Source organism: Wolbachia endosymbiont (group A) of Anthophora plumipes, assembly GCF_964028115.1.
Lineage (GTDB): Bacteria > Pseudomonadota > Alphaproteobacteria > Rickettsiales > Anaplasmataceae > Wolbachia.
The window spans coordinates 1,140,933-1,161,190 of the sequence record NZ_OZ034756.1 but is presented as its reverse complement, the minus strand read 5'-3'; the positions used below and the strand labels follow the sequence as shown (position 1 = coordinate 1,161,190).

Sequence of the window (20,258 nt, the reverse complement as noted above, 5' to 3'; positions counted from 1 at the left end):
AGAGGTATTAATTTTGTAATAACGATGCTAATAGGTTTCAAATAAGCATCGCCAGAGGACTCTCTATATAATGCTTAAAGGCATTTAAAAATTTTGCTCCTAATGCTCCATCAACTGCTCTATGGTCAACAGAAAGTGTTACTGTCATTATCTCAGCTATCTCTATTTTTTCATTTATAACTATTGGTTGTTTTTTGGATGAACCAACTGCCATAATGCAAGATTGCGGCGGATTGATTATAGCACTGAAGGCTTTTATACCAAACATTCCTAAATTGGAAATAGTAAACCCACCTCCTTGAAATTCTTCTGGCCTTAATTTTCCAGATCTTGCTCTGCTTACTAAATCTTTCACTTCTTTTGATATAGATAAAATACCCTTTTTATCAGCATTTTTTACTATAGGAGTAATTAGCCCATCTTCAAGTGCCACAGCGATTGAAATGTCTACATTCGAGTATTTAAGTATTTTATTATCTATCCACGAAGAATTTATATCAGGAAATTTTTTCATGCTGAAAGCTGCAGCTTTTATGATTAGGTCATTAATTGTTACTTTGTTATTTTCATCTGCTGAGCTAATCTCGTTTTTTAACGATATTAACTTATCAACCTGGCAGTCTACAGTTAAATAAAAATGTGGAACATTCTGTTTGGATTCAGTTAAGCGCTGTGCTATCACTTGGCGCATATTGCTTACTTCAACCATGGTATCTTCCTCGGGCCTTTCACGACTTTCAATGCGTGTACCACTACCTAAAGACTCCAACACATCAGCCTTAATTATGCGACCATATGGTCCTGTACCTTTTAATTGCTGCACATTAACCCCTTCATTTTGAGCTATTTTCTTAGCTAATGGGCTTATTTTTATTCTACCTTCTACATAACCCTCTGTCATCCCAGTGCGTGACACTGGGATCCATGCTTCTTTTCTTCTAGATTCCAGTGTCACGCACTGGGATGACATTGAGGAGTTGGATCCCAGTGTCACGCACTGGGATGATATTGAAGAGTTGAATGACATTGGAGGGTTGGATGATATTGAAGAATTGGATGATATTGAAGAGTTGGGTAACATTGAGGAATTGGATGGCACTGAGGGATTGGTTTCAACTTCTTTCTTAGCTTCAATATTGTTAGCAGAAGCTGAAACATAGTTACCGAGTGCACTTTCATCTTCTCCTTCTTCCAGCATTAAAGCTATCGGTTGATTTACAGGCACGCCACTTGTTCCTTCTGTTACTAAAATTTTTGCTAAAACTCCTTCATCTATAGATTCAAACTCCATTATGGCTTTATCAGTCTCTATCTCAGCAATTACGTCGCCTACTTCAACTTTGTCTTGTTCTTTTTTATGCCACTTTACAATTTTTCCTCCAGTTTTGCTCATTGTCGGTGAAAGAGCAGGCATTAATATTTCTATAGGCATTGATTTTGCATTTAAAGATCTATTCAATTTTTAATTTACTCTTTATCTTATGTCAATCTAATCGTGAATTATGATGAATAAGTCTGTTACACTATCCCTCACGTCATCCCAGTGCGTGACACTGGGATCTTGGTTCAGTACTATTATCCTATTGTTTTTATTATTTAGCCATAGCTTGTTTGCTAATAACTTTGTTTCAACCAAATCAAATAAAATCAACATGAGAACGGGGCCAGGGTTTCACTATCCTGTAAAATGGATATACACTTGCAAAAATCTGCCCCTGAAAGTGATAGAAGAGTTTGAGAGTTGGAAAAAGGTCTGCGATATAGATGAAGACTGCGGATGGATAAAAGGCAATCTGCTTAGTGATAAGCACCACGCAATGATAAAAGAAGATACTTATGGATATCAAAAACAGAGTGTAGACAGCAAGATTACTATGAAAATAGACAAGTTCGTTGTAATGAAAATAGAAAAATGCAACGAAGAATGGTGCTTTCTTTCCACCCCAAAACGTAAAGCATGGGTACAAAAAAAACATATATATGGGGTTGATTAGGTTGATAAAGGATCTGGATTAACACTAGTTTCCGGACCTTCTGTAGCAGACTCTTCAGATGAAGCAGGAGTTGCACTAACTTCTTGAGGTTCTGGAGAATTATTTTGCCATATAGTGCTGTCACAAAAACTCTGTAACATCTCCTCAGCAGATGAGTTTAAAATTTGTACAATAGACTTTTCACTTTGTTCTCTTAGCGATTGATCCATTCTAGAAATCAACTTAAGAAACTCACTACCTGATTTTTCAGCTTCACTTTTTATTTTGCTTTCTATGCTTGCAATATTATCTTGATCAATTTCTTCTTTTGTTATGTTGAATGAATTTGCAACATCTTGATATCCAATCTTGCAATTTCCACAACCAATTATGCAAAAAGCAATAGAATTAGATATTTCATTTGCAGCCCACTTGTGTATAGTGTAAGCCAAATAATTGTCATGGTATTTAATGCTAAATTGTTGTTCTATTAGCTCAGAAATTTTATTCTTTAGAGACATAAAGTACCCTCCTACATTCGTTATACCTTTTTGTTAAGATACACCATTTACTACATGCTTTACTTTAATTAATTATTAAAACGAGAGCATAATTTTCAGAGTTATATCTTTTTACCTTAACAATTCTTTTTTGATTTCCTCTTCAACTTTCTCTCTTATATTCACATTAAGGTCCTTCGTCGAAAAATCAGTCATAGCTTCAAGATCATATAGATCTCTTGTCACTTTTTCAATAGCATCATTTATTTCTTCTTTGTCAAATTCCTTTATAATAGGTCTAATCTTCACATACCCTGGAGAGCCTTTACCATAAATTTCTTTGCTTTTATAAATGCAACCACCTGCACCAGGTTTACTGCTTCTCAAACCACTTCCACACTCTATTATTTCATACTTGACTTGACCATCTTCTATATATGTTATTTTATTATCTTCAGTAGACTTCAATGCACTTGCTGGTATGACTGTTTTTGCTAACTCTAAACTCGGTTCATGAATTATTGTGTACCGATAACTTGTACGTTCAGGACCATATGTTCTATACATACCTCCACCTGCAACAGTGATTAATGGCTTGCAATCTTGTTTGTCTGAACGACACATTTTTATAAAAATAGGTCCTCCGTCCTTATCTGAGGAGTTATTTTCCTGGTTACCCCCTCCCTCTGTAACTTTCACCTTAATTACAGGATAATTAGGGTCAATTTTCAGTTTAGCTTTAATATAATCGCCTGGCATTCCTGCTCTAGTTTCAGTGGAACAGGCATTCTTCCCGGTGGCACTATCTACATAATGTTTGCAGTTAGCGGGTGTATCTTTTATATGACCTGCTTCACCACTTCCCCATGCTTCTATTTCAACACGGTCAAACATTATTGATAAGTCATCTGTATAAACATCTTTACTTTCAGGATCATAGGATTTTTCATTATTTTTTTCAAGATCTGGTTTCTTATTTTTCAGCTTTTCCTTGATTATCTCTTTTAATTTTTCTTTTACTTTCTTTTTTAAACCTTCTAAATCGAACCTACACAATTTATCAGCGTAAAAGACCTCTGTTCTATCTGCTTTAATCAGTTGATCTTTTAATTGTGTACACTTTTGTACTTCATTTTTTTCATCTCTTAATACTTTACCATCCTTATCTTTACAATCCACTTCCTCATACCTTAAGTAGAATGGCTTATCATCTTCATTTTTATTCAAATATTGTTTTGAACGGCTGCATTTTCCATCAGAGCAGATGCAACCATCATCACCTTGATTACATTTTTCTCTATGCTCTACATCCGTCAATTTGTATACTATTTTCAGTCCTTTACTAGATTTAAATGCATCGTCTATTTCATCATTTCTTTTTACACAGTAACTGCATTTCCCCTTTTCCTGTTTATTGTCGTCAGGGAAGAAAACATACCCTTGCTTATTAAATATTATTTTATCCAACTGATCTTGAAGTCTTTTTATTTTTAAGAGGTCGACTGTTTCCCTTTCCTTGCTTGGAAGATAATAGAACCGATTTGATTCCTTTGAATAAACAGCATTGTATTTAATATATTTTGTTCCCATTAATTTTAGTGGTATTATTTTATTTTCTCTTTCAAGAACAAACTCTTCTGGTTCTGGCTGCCATCCAGAAAGACAAAGCATTCTACTGTTAGAATTTTCTTTATATTTTATTTCTACTTCTGGTTGTCCTAAGCTGTTCAATTTGCATTTATTTCCTTGAAACTCTTTACATTCTGTTTCAATATCAGGAACATAGTCATATTCTTTCAGAACTTTAAATTGTTGCGGATTACTTTCTAATATACCTTCTATAATATTATCAATATAACTTTTTTCGTTATTACTATCAGTTGTTTTTTTAACTATTCTCGGTTTTACTACCTTTAAAGATAGAGGGCCAATGTTTGTAGAAGAACCAGCATTAACATTAAAAGTACATAAACCATTGCTGTAGGTTCCACGTGCTTCATAAGTACAAGTGTTCTCACTCATCTTCATTCTTATCTTTAACGTGTTACTCTGTTTTCCAGGCGTGTTACTTTTTACTATCTCTACTACTTCAGGCTCTGGAGTAGGTGGTGCCGGAAAGCAGCGGATGAACTGTGGATTTTTTTCATCTATACTTTGAGTTCCAAGGTATTCAGCGCAGAGCTTATCTTTTTCTCTATAAGTTTTGAAGTAGTACGTGATGCCATCTTTGTCTAAAATAGAGCGCCACTCAGCTTTATCTTCTCCATACCCTTTAGGGAAATCTAATTTTTCTCCAATCTCTCCGTCTCCTCCTTTCAGATCACCAATGATTACCTTAACTTTAGGGTTAAAGTAATCATTGTCTTCATCTGTTATAGGAACAATTCTAACTTGTGGAGGTGACATCGCAAGTTGCTCACAGAACGGAGGGGGGCCAGGTGCAAGTGGCACAGGGGCACATTTTACTTTTTTCTGATAGCAAGTATCACAGGTATTTGCCATATATCCAGGGCGAAAAATATTTGCTCCTTCACCTGTTTTAGTAAAAAATGAGAAAAAATCCCCCATGCAGGCTGCTTTTTGGCTGCAAGCACATATCTTAGGGGAATTAGCAAATTTCCTTTTTTCTTCATCAGTAACATTATCTACCCACTCCCACTCGAGACCTTTCGCAATCCCTTCCTTAAATTTTCCATCATTTAACACTGTATCTCCTTCCCAGTCGATAAAAACTGCTGCAGAAACACCCCCACCTGTACTTTGTGTTCCATATATTTGGCGGCAAAACTTTCCAGTTTCTAAGTCATAGCAATAACTTTTTCCATCATAAGCACATACTCTAATTTTAGGATTAAAATAGCCATCAACTCCTTGATCTTTTATTGCTTGTACTTTAATTTCTTTTACCCAATCTCCGCTAACTATTGCTTCGAACCAAGTATTACTCTTTACAAGAGGCGGACAATCAGCATATCCTTGATACGAAAGACCAAGTATCAAAAAGAACATCAATAAGAAATTAAGCTTTACACTTCTCATAAAACACCGGTAACCACTCATTAACTTCTTCTCCTTTTTCCTTTATTGCCTCGTACATATACTTTATAGTCTCTTTGTTAGCTGAAAGTACGTGTATTTCCTGCATATTCTTCAAATCTAAATTTAAAGTTACTAACCCTTTGTACTGTTTTATCAAAAATAAACCTTCCTGTGTTGGCGTCTGCAGAATTATATTCAGCTCCTCTTTCGATAAAGAAAATGCTTTCATGTATAACCTATTTGCATTGACGTTTGGCATCAAGATCCTTGTATCAACATGTTTATCTAAATATTGAGTAAATTTGCTAGCAAATGCGAGGTTTAAGTTTTCAGTACTTAGGATTACTACAACATTTAGTTCCGTCATTCTTTGCATCCAGTTATCAAACTCTTTCTCTGTAGGAAAGATATTACTTATCTCCCATGCTTCATCCAAAACAAGTATTGCAGGCGAGCCATCACATTTTGCCTCAAAAGAATATAAAAAATAGTAAAGTATCACGGACATACATTCTTTTCGTTTTGTGAGGTTTGCGGTGTTGAGAGATATAATTTTTGTTTCCCAGTCAATATCTGATTCATTACCATCTTGAAATAAGTAAGCAAACTCACCACCGTCACACCATCTACTTATTTTACCCCCGAGGAGCAAAAGCACCTCAGAAATTTGCGCAATAGAACGTGACTCCTTGGGTATAGCAAATATAGAATCCACAATTTTTCTTATCTTTTCTTCTACGTCCACCAAGCTCGTATCGGCTACCATTCTTTTGATCAGTTCAACCAACATATTGCGATTGGAAGCACTATCTTCAATGTTTAGTGGATTAAATTTTAGGCTTTTGTCCTTATACTTCGGATCGATTATATAATATTTACCACTCACTGCTTTAGTAAAAATTATCGACTTTCCAGTGTTATCCAATATGACAATTCTTGGGTTAAACTTTCTTGATTCTGATAATAGGAAATTAATGAGTGAAGTTCTGCCTGAATTTGGAGCTCCAAGTATCGTAGTATGGCCATTATTTCTTTTTCCATAGAAATTAAAGAAGTAAGGATTTCCTTCTTTTGAGAAAAAAACTGTTACCGCTTCTTTCCACCTTCCTCCTTTTAATGTACCTGACGTAAAATCATGCAGCATAGCAAAACTGCAAGCATATTTTGCTAATATATTTTTCGGTTGTGTAATAAAGGTAAAATTGCCCGGAAGTTGTGCCCAAAAATGACTTTCCATATGTAGATCAGTTCTAAATATCATGAAGCCAATTAATGACATTATAGAAGATAAATCACTAATATTTTCGGCTAACTTATTCCTATCGTCTGCAAATATTGTAAAAATAATTTTCTGTTGGCAGAAGTCTAGACTAGAGGTCTTTTCAAGCTCTATTATTTCTTCAATTCCTGAGCTTTTAAGTAAGGTATTATCCTCACTAATTTGCAGCATGTTAATTTGTTTATTAAATTCTTTTATTGCCTTACTATTACTAGTAAATATCATTATTTCTGTAATGATAAATTCAGATTCAAGCTGCAAGCACCTATCTGTATTGCCTAAGGAGATTTCTCGGTATTCCTTTATGCTGAAAACAGAGCCAAATTTCTGTTGATTTTCAAAGATTGTCTGAAACGTATTGAAACCAAAAGCTATTTTAAAATTTCTAATATATTGCGACAGGTCCCTTTCATGTATTGGATAATCTTTGTGCGTTAATGTAACAATATAGTGGAGAAATTCTATCATTTCAGAATATATTTTACCTTCACTAAATCTTAGACCCAGTTTTTTAGCTCCAAAAGGTCCTAAATCATCGTGAATTAAGTCAGTTATCTTTTGCAACTCCTGGTGGCTTTCTTGTAAAGACAGCTTATGCTTATTCTTTATTCTATTAAAAAAAAATGAATTATTAGTATGCTTACCAAAATCGCTAAACAATATTACAATATATAATTCATTTATATACTGTAATTTACTATCAGTGAGTTTATCAAACCGCGCTGAATGTAGCTTATCAGAGAAGTCTTCAGTTTTATTCCATTTTAAGCTCAATTTATTGCGCTTTCGGACAGTATGAATCCAAACGGTAAAATATAGGCTATTAATATTTTTTGATATGCTTTTTCTAATTTCAGTTCTAAGGTCGCTGTAATTATCAACAGAAGAATAATCTTCTAACTTGATTATTTTTAACAACTCTCCCTGTTTTGTTAGTATAGTTTCTTCATTGTAATGACAAGCATAAGGAATGAAATCTAAATCAATGCTCTCTAGTAATGCTAAGTTGTTCTTTTTTTCAAACTTAGAGTTAATTGCTTGTACTTTTAGCTGCATATGCGTATTCAATAAAGATAATTAAAAAAGATAAAAATACTATCTTAATTTTTATCTTTTTTTTCGCTATCGGATTGTAATTTTATATCTTTTGCAAAATTAAATTTTTCTTTTAAGTAGTCTGTTGCCTTTTCTGTACTACCAAACATCATGATCAGTACACCAAACATTATCATAAAAAAGATTAGACCTCTGAACACTACTGCAAGTATCACCGCAGCTATACACAACCCTATGATTGTTGAAGGACTCATATTTTCTACAGTATCTTTAATTGAAAATGAAGAAATAAAATCTTTTACCGTTTCTTGTACATCCTTTAATTCATCACTCACCGAAGCTTCGCTAGAATATGATGCAAAAATGAAACTTAATAAGGCTATAAAAACCAAAACTTTATTCAATTGAATGCGCATCAACTAAATACCCTTTAAATATTCCTCAAATATAACAACTTTTATATCAATATGCAAGAACTGAATTCACTTATCCACTACAAGTAACACATATTTAATTTTTACAGATGTGAACATGCTGTAAGCTTTTTATCATCAATAAGAGGTTCCACATTAATGGATGTTAATTTACTTGATAGGAAGTTTGAATGCAATTCAGCTACTGCTGCTATAGCAAACACTGCAGCCATAGCAAGTAGTCCTGCTCCTACCAGTCCTGATGTCATTGCTCCTGCAACAATGCACCCTATTGTAGAGAGAGCACAACCTGCTACGAGTGCAACGTGAAGATTTCTGTTATTGGGTTGTTTAACTTTACTCTTATTTTCGTAATTAGCAGCTTCTTTTTTTTCGGATTGCATTGCCTGACTACCTGTCACTGAGATCACACACTGAGGTGACTCTTTTTTAACTTGATCTTCAATCTTTTCATGATATTTAGAAGGAGATCTTCGTCCGCTTGGCCCTTTGGGCCTGGTTTTGGTTAGGTGTGCTAATTTTGTCTCTCCTTCATCCTTTGGTTGCAAACTATTACTTTCTTCAGCTGAGCTTACACTTTCCTCAGATGAATTGCTTGCTACTGAAGTTAAGCTGCTCCTTCTGCTACTTGATACCAAGCCAGATGAATTTATTCCACTATCTGAGTCATTTTTTAAATCTTTACAATCAATCGAAAGGTCAGATTGACTAGAGAAACCATTCAATTGTGATTGTGGGATCTCCTTTCTTGCTTGTGATTGTTCTGATGTAGGAGTTATTAAAGCACCATAATAACCTGAACTTCTCAAAGGATTATATGTTCCAGAGATTCCTGTTCCACCTACACCCTTGTCTACAGAATCCTCTTCCTGAGGAGTCATATCCGAACTTGTAGAATTTGGAACTTCACCAGAAAAACTTTGTTTGTTAAATGGTTTCATAACATTACCTTGTCTATCTGTTTGATTATTTCTAGAACCTTTTTGATTTTGAATAGTGCTACTAGAATAATTTTTGTCACTACTTTTATTGGTAATCCCTGTAATCTCTAAAATTATTCCTAATATTTTTGCTTTTATTGTTGGTGATCTTTGTGATGATTTTTCTTCATTGTTAAGTACTGAAGGTTTCATTAATTCCTCTGACTCTGTCACTTTTGTTTCCAATGCTGGAAGAAATTTCTCGGTGTAATAATTATGGTATTTTTGATATTTTTCTTGCTCTCTCAGTGATTTTTCTAATTGAATTAATACGTTAGGGTCAGCTCCTTTGTTGAACAACTCTATGCATTTTGCGATAGTTCCATCTCCATTTTTTTTTGGACTTTGATTACTATGTGTTTTTTTTGTTACCTTTTTGTATATAGTGTCGCGCAATTGTTGGTTAATATCTTTTTTAGAACTTGGCATAGACTCCTCCATACATAATAAAATGTATAGATACCCCTTTAGCGTTAATTTTACATTAAAACTGGGCAATTATGCTATATTATGGATAATTATGGTTAACTATTTACTTCTACATTTCAATATAATTGTTCGCTTGTTGAACTAACATATTCACTACTTCTTTTACAGGCTTTTCCCTATCAACCATGCCAACACTTTGACCGGCCATTAAAGATCCCGTTTCAACATCTCCATCAATTACTGCTCTTCTTAAAGCCCCAGCCCAGAACTTTTCTATTTCAAGCTGCCCATCTTCTTTTGAGATCTGTCCCTTTTGGTATTCATCAATAACTTTTTTTTGATGCTTCATAAAATCATCACTTGCTTTGTTGGCTATAGCTCTTACTGGAATTACAGGAAAATCAGCACTTATCTGTACAGAAGGTATTGCATTACGTGCGGCTGATTTAATAAACACTTTCTTAAAATTTTTGTGGGCAATTGACTCATTAGTGCAGACAAATAATGTACCTATTTGACAGCCACTTGCCCCCATTTCTAAGTAATTAACTATCATTTCACCTCTTCCTATTCCACCTGCAACAAACACTGGTATTTGTTCATTTTTAAAATGAGGCAATATCTCTTGTGCGAGAACAGAAGTGCTAACTGGCCCTATGTGCCCGCCTGCTTCCATTCCTTCTATTATTAACGCATCTACTCCCATTTTTACTAACCTTTTCGCAAGGCTTAATGCTGGTGCAAAGCACATAACTTCAATGCCCGCACTCTTGATTTTTTCTATATTAGGCTTCGTTGGCAGTCCACCGGCAAGAACTATGTGGCTTACTTTCGTTTCAATACACACATCTATCAACTCACTCAACTTTGGGTGCATAGTAATTAGGTTTACACCAAATGATTTGTTAGTTAATTTCTGTGTTTCTATGATTTCTTTTTTCAATAGGTCTGGAAACATTGCACCACATGCAATTACACCAAAACCACCAGCGTTTGAGATTGCCGAAACCAAGTTTCTCTCTGAAACCCAGCTCATAGCACCACCCATTATCGCAAACTCACTACCAAGAAAATCTGTTCCTTTTTTCCAGAGGCTACTTAACATATAACCTATATCATACGTTTAAAAATGTTTTGCTTATCTGTAAATGTGTGTTTCAAAGCGCCAAGTATATGCAAGATTATAAAGAGTACCATAAAACATGCAAGCATCGAATGTAGCTGATTAGCCGTGTTAGCTAGATCTTTGTTTTGATTAATCAACAAAGGGATATGAAAAAAATACTTGATCTTTTTGCCAGAAGCAGAAGACATAACATAGCCAGATAGTGGCATTAGCACCATTAAAGAATATAAACCAAAGTGTACTGTTTTACTTGCATTGATTACAAACCGAGAAAAATTTGCTGGAAGTCGTGGAACATAAGTAAAGACGCGAAAAAATATGCGTACTATGATTAGTCCAAGAATAGTGATACCGCAAGCCTTATGAATAGCGTATATGTTGAACTTAATCTCATTGCTAAGTGGTAAGCTTTTCATATAAAGTCCAGAGCAAAGCATACCAATAATAAAAACAGCCATCAACCAATGGATAACTCTTAAACCTAGGCTATATTTATCGTCTTCCATTTTGATTACCCTAAAGTAGCATTTATATAATAGAAAAACTATTTTTCAATCAAAATTATTAAAGCAATTTAGATTTACCGACAATGTAGCTATACAAATTCGACCCAGCCGGGAGTCAAATAGCTGGCCGGCACCTAAGCCATAAACGGATTAAATGCAAAACTTCCTTGACAAACTCCGCCAGCCCCCTTATTGTAGTATTAAGGGTATTTCTGACTCAAAACTTGTTTTTGACCTGCAGGCTCAATGACAAAATTCAGTAAAAAACTTAGGGTATTTTTTGGCGGATTACATAAAATTATAGCGGCTGCATGTCTTTTAAATTTTTTCTACATTCAGCCAAATCGCGCTTATTTTAAGCGTTAGCACATTATTACAGCGCCACTTACAGTAATATAGAGTCAAAACTCGCACCACGGGGCTTCTTTTGCCTTTTTTTTCGTTTGGTAAATTTCTTAATGTTTGTAGCTAAAAGAGCCCAAGAGAGGTGTCATCCCGCTGCTTGTTAGCGGGATCTATGTTAAGAGATACCGCGAATGAATCGCGGTATGACGTGGGACTGCTGTCATTCCAGTGCTCCTTTTTTTGTCATCCCAGTGCGTGACACTGGGATCTAGAAAAAAAGAACCAGTGTCAGCTACTTTCATGACATCATCATAAAGTAAACCAGTGTCAAGCTACTTGGATGACAGGAGATACCGTCTTGTTAGTCAACAAAAAAATTATAAAAATTTCCCAAGTTGCATCATAAAATCAAAAAATACTTCCAATTGTGTAACAGTACACAGATTATAGTTAGTGGATATGTTGATAAGTAAATTAGTTTTATACGCACAAAACAGATGAAGTTTACTTATCAACATATCCACTAACCAACAACACTCAATAAATTTGTGTAAGATACCACTTTACATAAGATAGATAGGAAGCATTTTTGATTTTAAAGTACTAAACCTTCAGTCAACCTCCTAGCCCTGTAGTTTTTGATATGGTTAGGATCAAAAGCACTTTTGGATGTCAGAATACCGAAAATGATATGGAGTAGCTTACGCATTGCAGCACCAACGATGGCCATATTATGCTTACCCTTTTCCTTTAATCTTTGGCAAAAGCTCATAATGATAGGATTGTGATTCTTAGCTACTATGGCAGGAAAGAAAAGTGCCTTACGTAATGTTTGTGAACCGGATTTACTTAATCTGGGTTTGGCATATACAGAGGAACCTGACGTCATATTTCGTGGTATAACTCCTGTATATGCTGCCAATTGCCTGGCATCTCTAAAAACCTCTATATCAGAAACTTCAGCTAAAATAGCTATTGCTGATTCTTCTCCTATGCCTGGAATAGTCAATAGAAGTTGAAAATTTTCCAACAATTCTTTGTGTTGATTTAATAGTTCACGTACGGAGTTTTTTATTGTTTCTATTTTTTGAGCTATATTCATTGCAAGGTCTTCCCAAGCATTTGCAACTTCTTTAGGCAGTCTCTCTTTTTTTTCTAAGTGGTTATTTACTAATGTTAACTCATCTTTTAACGCAACTGAGCAACGATAAAGATGTTTTAATTTTTTCATTTCAGGAGAAGGTGGTGTCCAACTAGAAGGTTCCTGTCTTTGGCAATAATCAGCAATAACTTCTGCATCGGTCTGATCATTCTTTTGTCGTATCAGCTTACTCCTTGCATAAGATTTTATGCAATAAGGATTTACAACACTTACAAAATGTCCAGCATTGTGTAGAAATTCAGCCAGTGCTTCGCTATAACAACCAGTAGATTCCATGCAGGTTTTTACTTTTTCTACATTATGTTTGTGTAGAAAATTCAGTAGACTTTGAAACCCATGATCATCGTTCTTAAAGCTTCTTTTTCTAGTTTCACGCTTTCCTTTTTTGCTTATAAATGAGAGAAAAACATCAAAGCGATCTTTTGATATATCTATGCCCAAAAAGTTGTTGATCATATATAACCCCATACGTTACCATTAAAAATGAAAAGTAAGGCTAGTCTTGTGAATACAGAATTAGAACCATTCAGGTCTTTCTACGATACCGTCCAGCCTATACTTTTGAGAAGGGAATTCTTATCTCCTCTACAGATTTTATATCTAAGAGGAAGCACAGAGTTCCTCCCTTCTCCACCTAATGCTTAAGCTTAAAACATTAGATGCTTTTGACAAGATACAAGAAGGAGGCACTGGGATGACATCATCATAAAGTAAAATGAGATCCCAGTGTCACGCACTGGGATGACATTATAGGGGCTACTGGGATGACATTATAGGGGGCTACTGGGATGACATTATAGAGAGGCACTGGGATGACACCCTGACAATCGTCATCCCGCTGCTTGTTAGCGGGATCTAGAGGTACCGCGGCGGTATGACGGTTCGCGGTGGCATCTCGTTATCCCGCTGCTTGTTAGCGGGATCTAGAGATACCGCGGCGGTATGATGTAGAAGCTATACTTTTATAACCCAGTGTCCAATCTGGATTCCAGTTAGCGTTTTTAGTAACTAAGAAAAGTGCTTCCCCTTTTTAGAGAACTGCATATAATAGATTTGACATTGCAGTGCATTGTGCAAACAAAATTCCCAATACTACAGGAGGCTTTATGAATAAGAAATTTCTCTATTCACCATTGTCAATAAAAAGCATAGGAGAAAACGGTGTATTTTCTGGTTATGCTAGCGTTTTTAATATAGTTGATAAACAAAATGACCTGATCTTACCCGGAGCATTTAAGGAAAATTTAAACAGAAATAAAATAAAACTCCTTTGGCAGCACAATCCAGGTGAACCTATAGGTAATATTATAGATATTTGCGAAAATGATGTTGGCCTGTATATAACCGCACACTTACTTTTGGGCATCCAAAAAGCAAAGGAAGCGTACTTAATGCTCAAAACTGGAGTAATCAATGGACTTTCCATCGGCTATATACCTATAGAGTATGATGTTGATCATAAAAGCGGAGCTAGAGTGTTAAAACAAGTGGAATTATGGGAAGTCAGTTTGGTCACTTTTCCTGCAAACTTAGCTGCTCAGGTAATCAATGTGAAAAATCAGAACAATGAACAGGAAATGTTAGCAAGAGCGATAGAAAAAGCAAATGCTGTACTTACAGACATGTACATTTCTGCTTAAAGTGTATTAGGCGGGCAAAGACTTTACCATAATTTGATACCTGCGTTAGTATTTATTTAACATTTATACTAATATATATAACTTTACTACTGTTAAAATTTTCTGTAAATCGAAGTTAAAAAATAAGGTAATTTTATGCTAAATACTAACAATACGGTTAATTATGAAATTAATGTTAAACGAAAGGAAAAAAAATACAGTTGGTCTACTGTATTTGCTTGGTGAACGCAAAATGCATGAGGAAAGTCAGCGTGAGTTAGAACGCAAATTAGAGAGCTTGGGAAGTCAATTAAGAACTGCTGAAGTAGAGAAAAAGAGCTCAGAAAATGAGGTTGCTAGGTTGCAAGAACAAGTGCAGATCTTAGAAGGAAGTAAAGAATGGGAGTTAGCTGGAATAGGTGATACCTTAAATAAAACTTCTTTGAGCGTGATGGAATTGTTAGCGCAGCAACTACCACTAAATAATCAAGAGCAACAACTACAGGGAAAAAAAGTTGACTTAGAAGATAAATTAAAAATTTTAATCAGTCAGCTAAACGCTACTGAAGAAGAAAAGCAGATCTTAGAAGGAAATAAAGCTGAAGAAATAGAAAGACTAAAGGCAGAATTAAAGAAAGAATCAGATGAAGCGTTACAAGAAAAGCTTGCAGAACAAGAGAAGTTGATTAAGCAGTTACAAAAGGAGCAGCAGCAAGTAGAAGATCAATTGAAAGCTGATATTAAGAAACTACAGGGAGAAAAAGAAAACATGGAAGAACAATTAAAAATAATGCAACAACAACTGTTAAATAATCAAGAACAACAAAAGTTGGAAGAAAAGTTAAAGGATGTTGATAAAAGGTTAGAAGATATTGATGAAGAAACTCAAAAATCACAAGGACAAACAAAAACTAAAGCGTCAGATACAGTGAGTTTGGTAAGCGCAGCATCTACTGCAAAATCAACTACTGAATCAACTCTTTCAAAATTACGAAACTTGCCCAATAAGCTTTTTGGGGATAAGAATCTCAATAACTTTTTATCTAGGAAAAACGAGGAGTTAAAAAAAGGTTTTCCTGAATTTAAAGAAAAGCACTTTTGCCATAACGTGCTTGATGAAACCATAAAATCTCTATCAAATAAAAATAGTGGAAAATTTGAAAGTAAAGAATTACTTAAATTATTAGAAAGTAATTTAAAACAATCCGCAAGGGAGATCATAGAAGCCAAGGTTAAAGAAGTTGTCAACAAACATTGCATTGAAAAAAATATAGGTAAAGAACTACGAGATGACACGTTAAAAGCCAAGTTGTTAACTTCTGTTAAGCAATGCATGAAAAAATTAAATTTTAACGAAAAAGATGCAGTTGCAACTAGAGATTCTATCTTGCACAGCTTTAATAGCAAAAATAATAATAATAACGACTCAGGAAAATTACTTAAAGAAATTGTTGTGAAAGAGCTAGTAGAAGCTAGAATGAGATTTTTTTCAGATAAGATTCAAGAGTTACAGCTGACATCAAGCATAAGAGATAAATTTTTATCTCCAGATCAGAAAATGTGTAATCAAACTCAAGGAGGAGTAAACGAATACCAATTAACAGAAAAAGCTAAAAAAGAATACACACCTAATTCCTCGATGAGTCACACTAATATTGCAAGCATACATTCATTGAACAGTCGGAAAGCAGTTAGAGTAGGCTCTTAGCATAAAGCACCAGCTCCTCTTTTGTTAAAGTGTAGGAGCTGTCTTCCCAATGTTGTTTTAGCAATTCCAAGCTCCTACCTAAACTTTTTCCTGGCTGGTGACCTATACTTATTAAATCATCGCCAGATAAAGGAAATTTTGGAATATTGAATGTATTAGCAAACGAAATGTATTTATCAACATTTTCTCCAGACTCAACACCACAAATTTTTACTAAATCACAATATAATTCTCTACCAAATAAAGATATGTATTTTTTTTGCTCTTTTTCTGAAAGTTCTGTTTTGATATCGTTGGATAGTAAAAATAGCAGCTTTTTCTTTTGCTTGTTTGAAAGACGTAAAAATTTGCTTACATATTCTCCAAGACTTAGCCTGTCATTTTTGGTGGTCCTAAGGAGTAACGCTAATTTTACTAGTGCATCAGTGCCGAAAAGAAGTGACGAAGACAGAATTTCGCATTTTACTTCTTTTGGGATAATCTTTTGCAAAACATCAGATTCTTGCATGCTCTTAAGTGTTGGAAAAGGATCATTGCACTCCAGCAATTTAAGTATTTCATCTCTTATTCTCTCTCCAGAGAGGTTTTGGATCATATGCGAATGCTTTTTGCATACGCTTAGTATTTCATCACTCAAATCTCCGACACATATTTTTGCATGAAAACGAAATGCTCTTAAAATACGTAGATAGTCTTCTTTAATTCTATCTTCAGCGTTGCCTATAAAGTTTAACCTTCGCGCCTTTAAATCCTCGATACCACCAAAGTAATCATATATATGGCCATGCTTATCTGCATATAGAGCGTTAAATGTAAAGTCACGCCTTGAAGCATCAGCTTGCCAATTATTAGTAAATTCTACTTTCGCATGCCTGCCATCACATTTCACATCATGCCTTAGTGTTGTGATCTCAAAAGATCTTTGATTTAGAACCGCAGTTATAGTCCCATGTTTTAAGCCAGTTGGAATAGTTTTTATATTACGGAGTTTTAGCGCTTTCATCACCTGATCAGGAAGCAAATTGGTAGCGAGATCAATATCATGGACATCACGCTGCAAAATTGAGTCTCTCACACACCCGCCGACAAGCCTAGCCTCACCACCAAATTTCTCTATGGCATCGATGATTAAACTAGTTTCATGGTCAACTTGCATTTAGGTTAGTATGTACTGCAAGTTCATATTATATGAAATGCTTGCAAAAGCCCTATATAAAAATATACAGGGCTATGAAGATTTACTTTACAAGTATTGGTTGCTGCTGATGAAATGGTTGTTCTGCCATCGATTCCGTACCACATCTTGAACTTAGTAAACTTGAAGGGTTTTGCTCTTCAGAGCGCTCTATGCGCTGCTTTATATCACTAACGCACTGCTCTACAACATCACAAATTTTTCCATTAGCATTTTCTGCCAATAACTCATCAAATCTCTTTTCAACCTCTGCTCTCTCAGAGATATCCTTTGAAACGTTACAATATTCCAAGATCTCATCTACCTGAAGTTTTTTTGCTAATAGGAAATCTTTTTGTTCTTGCTCTTGTTTAAGTTTGGTTTCCTCTTGCAGTTGTTTTGCTAAACTTTTGTTTATATCAAGCAATGGTTCGAAATGAGCATAGCCTTTGTTTATTACATGCAAAACACTACTGTCGTCGTAATTAACTTTATTGTATTCACCTGCATTTTTTGAACCTGAATTGTCTATTAATTGATGCAAGAACGGGTCTTGTTGATTGTCAGCAACACGCAATGGGTTACTCTCTACAACATGCAATTTCACACCATACTTTCCACAAAGTATTCTGCCTTCAACTTCAGGATCACCCCATCTATTGTTGTCCATGATATTTGCTGTATAATCACTTGCAGTCTCATTACGGCGCTGGCCATCATTATCGTAACTGTTAGCAGTAGAATGTACAAACCATTCTGGCGGATTGTTTTGTGCAAATTCCTTGCAGTCCACCCGTAGCTGTTCAACAGTAACCTTTATCTCTTTCTGCTGCTCTAAACTTTGTCTAAATGAATCAAAAAAGCAGCTTCCATTACCAATTGCTTGCCCTACATAAAAATTGTCAGGGTGAGGATTACTATTTAAAGAAGCTATTTCTTGCCCGGAGCTCTTGAGCCTTTTCGGACTTTCAACACCGTGAAAATCACTTGATAGTTTCCGTTTCCTAGGTACATTCATTTGCCCTGAGATCTTGGGCCTTTTTATTCCAACCTCAACATCATGAAAATCACTTAGTAGCTTCTGTTCCCTAGATTGAAGCATAATTTTTACCTTAATTTAAGCTATATATTACTATACCAACAAAACTGTCAATAAGTAACTAATTAAGTATAGCAGAAATTCTTAAATTGTGCAATAATTATGGCTTTAAATAGCAAATATGAGCTTTAACTGTGGTATAGTTGGGTTACCAAACATAGGAAAATCAACTTTATTTAATGCACTTACAGAGTCAAGTGCAGCCGAAGCTGCAAATTATCCTTTTTGCACAATCGAGCCAAATATAGGCAAGATTTCGATAAAAGATCAGCGTTTGAAACAAATCGCAGCAATTGCCGGTTCAGAGAAGATAATTTATAATCAATTAGAAGTTGTGGATATTGCAGGTCTTGTAAAGGGCGCAAGCAAAGGTGAAGGACTCGGCAATAAATTTTTAAGCCATATCAGAGAAGTTGATGCCATCGTGCATCTGCTCAGGTGCTTTACGGATGACGATATCAGCCATGTACACAGTAAAATAGATCCAATATCAGATGCTGAAGTGGTGGAAATGGAATTAATCCTAGCTGATATTGACAGCATAGAAAAAAGGCTTCCTCAATTGGAAAAGAAAGCAAAACAAGGTGATAAAGAGCTAAAGAGACAACTTGAATTAATGCAAGAGGTATTAGCTACTTTAAAACTCGGTAACCCTGCAAGAAGTTTGGAAAACATGGACGAAGCCGAAATGAAGTCACTTCAATTGCTGACAACAAAGCCCGTTATGTACGTTTGCAATGTTGAAGATACAAATGTTATAACTGGCAATGAATTATCTCAAAAGGTAGAGAGAATGGCAGAGGAAAATAAAAGCAAATTTTATTGCATTTCAGCAAAACTTGAAGCAGATATTGCAAATCTTGATAGTGAAGAGGAAAAACAGAGTTTTTTATCAGAATTTGGCTTACAAGAATCAGGCCTTGATGGAGTAGCGCGTATTATGTATGAAGTGCTGAGTATGATAACTTTCTTTACTGTGGGCCCCAAAGAAGCACGGGCATGGCCAGTAAAAATAGGATCAACAGCTGATAAGGCAGCAGGTGTAATCCACACTGATTTTGAGAAAGGCTTCATAAAAGCAGAAACTATAAGCTTTGCAGACTACATAAAGTATGGAAGTGAATCAGCTTGCAAAGACGCAGGAAAAATTCGCTTTGAAGGCAGAGATTACATCGTGCAAGATGGTGATATAATGCACTTTAGGTTTAATGTGTAGTTTATTATGCAGCCACTTATTTAAAGTTAAGTTTTCTGGATCCCAGTGTCTGGGCACTGGGATGACAAGAAAGGGAGCACTGGAATTTTTGTTTCAATATTTGTACATTAGCCATGCATCTGAACAGATACCTCCCCTAAACGGATACACTGTAGAAGGAGAGTTTCTTCTCCCCAGTAAAGACTAGATTCCAGACTGGAATGACAGCAGTCCTACGTCATACCGCGATTCATTCGCGGTATCTCTTAGCATAGATCCCGCTAACAAGTAGCGGGATGACGGTTGTCAGGGTGTCATGCAAGTAGCTGACACTGGTTCCTTTATGACGGCAGTGCTCGACACTGGAATCCAGCTTTTAATACAACCCCTCACCAAAAATATTGTGTTTTAACATAAGGTTAGCTACTTTTATACTCACCAACTTAATCTCTAATCAAAATTCCTGGATCCAAGTAGTCAGGGCACTGGGATGACATCCTCCCTAGCGGAGATTGCTCTCAAATCACAATGTTCGTACAGTAAGCACTGACCACTTTGCTTCAATATTTGCGATGCCCCTGAACAGATACAAAAAATCTATTGTTTTTTTATAAATTAAATCCTAAGGCATTTT

Annotated in this window: 16 protein-coding genes; 5 read left to right on the top strand and 11 right to left on the bottom strand. The window is 35.3% G+C overall.

Going from position 1 to position 20,258, the window contains the following annotated elements:
* Nucleotides 1-37: 37 nt before the first annotated feature.
* Nucleotides 38-1,432 carry a pyruvate dehydrogenase complex dihydrolipoamide acetyltransferase gene (locus ABWU75_RS05800; protein ID WP_353287076.1) on the bottom strand — a complete coding sequence of 465 codons (1,395 nt, stop codon included), beginning with the start codon at nucleotides 1,430-1,432 and terminating at the stop codon, nucleotides 38-40.
* A gap of 70 nt (nucleotides 1,433-1,502) precedes the next feature.
* Here ABWU75_RS05800 and ABWU75_RS05795 point away from each other — a divergent pair, with 70 nt between their 5' ends.
* Nucleotides 1,503-1,994, top strand: coding sequence for an SH3 domain-containing protein (locus tag ABWU75_RS05795; protein WP_264687854.1), 492 nt, complete (start codon nucleotides 1,503-1,505; stop codon nucleotides 1,992-1,994).
* Here the strand turns inward: ABWU75_RS05795 and ABWU75_RS05790 are convergent.
* The 8 genes from ABWU75_RS05790 to ABWU75_RS05755 form a co-directional block, all read right to left on the bottom strand.
* Entirely contained in the window at nucleotides 1,991-2,494 is a 504-nt protein-coding gene (locus tag ABWU75_RS05790; RefSeq protein WP_264731040.1) for a hypothetical protein, read from the bottom strand. The genes ABWU75_RS05795 and ABWU75_RS05790 overlap by 4 nt on opposite strands.
* Nucleotides 2,495-2,605: 111 nt before the next feature.
* Nucleotides 2,606-5,512 carry a hypothetical protein gene (locus ABWU75_RS05785; protein ID WP_353286806.1) on the bottom strand — a complete coding sequence of 969 codons (2,907 nt, stop codon included), beginning with the start codon at nucleotides 5,510-5,512 and terminating at the stop codon, nucleotides 2,606-2,608.
* Complete coding sequence (locus ABWU75_RS05780; RefSeq protein ID WP_353286805.1) at nucleotides 5,493-7,847, bottom strand: type VI secretion protein; 2,355 nt, start codon at nucleotides 7,845-7,847, stop codon at nucleotides 5,493-5,495. The genes ABWU75_RS05785 and ABWU75_RS05780 overlap by 20 nt, the downstream gene beginning before the upstream one ends.
* Nucleotides 7,848-7,891: 44 nt before the next feature.
* Nucleotides 7,892-8,263, bottom strand: a complete 372-nt coding sequence (locus tag ABWU75_RS05775; protein WP_187297371.1) for a hypothetical protein — start codon at nucleotides 8,261-8,263, stop codon at nucleotides 7,892-7,894.
* Between the two features lie 101 nt (nucleotides 8,264-8,364).
* Nucleotides 8,365-9,690 (bottom strand): DUF350 domain-containing protein, encoded by a 1,326-nt coding sequence (locus tag ABWU75_RS05770; protein ID WP_353286804.1) that lies wholly within the window; start codon nucleotides 9,688-9,690, stop codon nucleotides 8,365-8,367.
* A gap of 109 nt (nucleotides 9,691-9,799) precedes the next feature.
* Complete coding sequence (locus ABWU75_RS05765) at nucleotides 9,800-10,795, bottom strand: NAD(P)H-dependent flavin oxidoreductase (RefSeq protein ID WP_353286803.1); 996 nt, start codon at nucleotides 10,793-10,795, stop codon at nucleotides 9,800-9,802.
* Between the two features lie 5 nt (nucleotides 10,796-10,800).
* A complete protein-coding gene (locus ABWU75_RS05760) occupies nucleotides 10,801-11,322 on the bottom strand; it encodes a cytochrome b (protein WP_353286802.1) in 522 nt (173 codons plus the stop codon).
* 940 nt (nucleotides 11,323-12,262) lie between these two features.
* On the bottom strand, nucleotides 12,263-13,285 hold the full coding sequence (locus ABWU75_RS05755; RefSeq protein ID WP_353286589.1) for an IS110 family transposase: 1,023 nt from the start codon (nucleotides 13,283-13,285) through the stop codon (nucleotides 12,263-12,265).
* Nucleotides 13,286-13,935: 650 nt separating this feature from the next.
* On the opposite strand from ABWU75_RS05755, the gene ABWU75_RS05750 reads away from it, so the two are divergent.
* Together ABWU75_RS05750 and ABWU75_RS05745 are read left to right on the top strand one after the other, a co-directional pair.
* Nucleotides 13,936-14,469: an HK97 family phage prohead protease gene (locus ABWU75_RS05750; protein WP_253309059.1), complete on the top strand. Its 534-nt coding sequence runs from the start codon at nucleotides 13,936-13,938 to the stop codon at nucleotides 14,467-14,469.
* A 172-nt stretch (nucleotides 14,470-14,641) separates the two neighbouring features.
* Nucleotides 14,642-16,156, top strand: coding sequence for a hypothetical protein (locus ABWU75_RS05745; protein WP_353286801.1), 1,515 nt, complete (start codon nucleotides 14,642-14,644; stop codon nucleotides 16,154-16,156).
* Here ABWU75_RS05745 and ABWU75_RS05740 read toward each other — a convergent pair.
* Nucleotides 16,140-17,312, bottom strand: coding sequence for a CCA tRNA nucleotidyltransferase (locus tag ABWU75_RS05740; RefSeq protein WP_353286800.1), 1,173 nt, complete (start codon nucleotides 17,310-17,312; stop codon nucleotides 16,140-16,142). The genes ABWU75_RS05745 and ABWU75_RS05740 overlap by 17 nt on opposite strands.
* A gap of 82 nt (nucleotides 17,313-17,394) precedes the next feature.
* Nucleotides 17,395-18,432: a hypothetical protein gene (locus ABWU75_RS05735; protein ID WP_353286799.1), complete on the bottom strand. Its 1,038-nt coding sequence runs from the start codon at nucleotides 18,430-18,432 to the stop codon at nucleotides 17,395-17,397.
* A gap of 118 nt (nucleotides 18,433-18,550) precedes the next feature.
* On the opposite strand from ABWU75_RS05735, the gene ychF reads away from it, so the two are divergent.
* Both ychF and ABWU75_RS05915 read left to right on the top strand, forming a co-directional pair.
* Complete coding sequence (gene ychF / locus ABWU75_RS05730) at nucleotides 18,551-19,645, top strand: redox-regulated ATPase YchF (RefSeq protein ID WP_353286798.1); 1,095 nt, start codon at nucleotides 18,551-18,553, stop codon at nucleotides 19,643-19,645.
* Nucleotides 19,638-19,832, top strand: coding sequence for a hypothetical protein (locus ABWU75_RS05915; RefSeq protein WP_410529701.1), 195 nt, complete (start codon nucleotides 19,638-19,640; stop codon nucleotides 19,830-19,832). The genes ychF and ABWU75_RS05915 overlap by 8 nt, the downstream gene beginning before the upstream one ends.
* The last annotated feature ends 426 nt before the right edge of the window (nucleotides 19,833-20,258 follow it).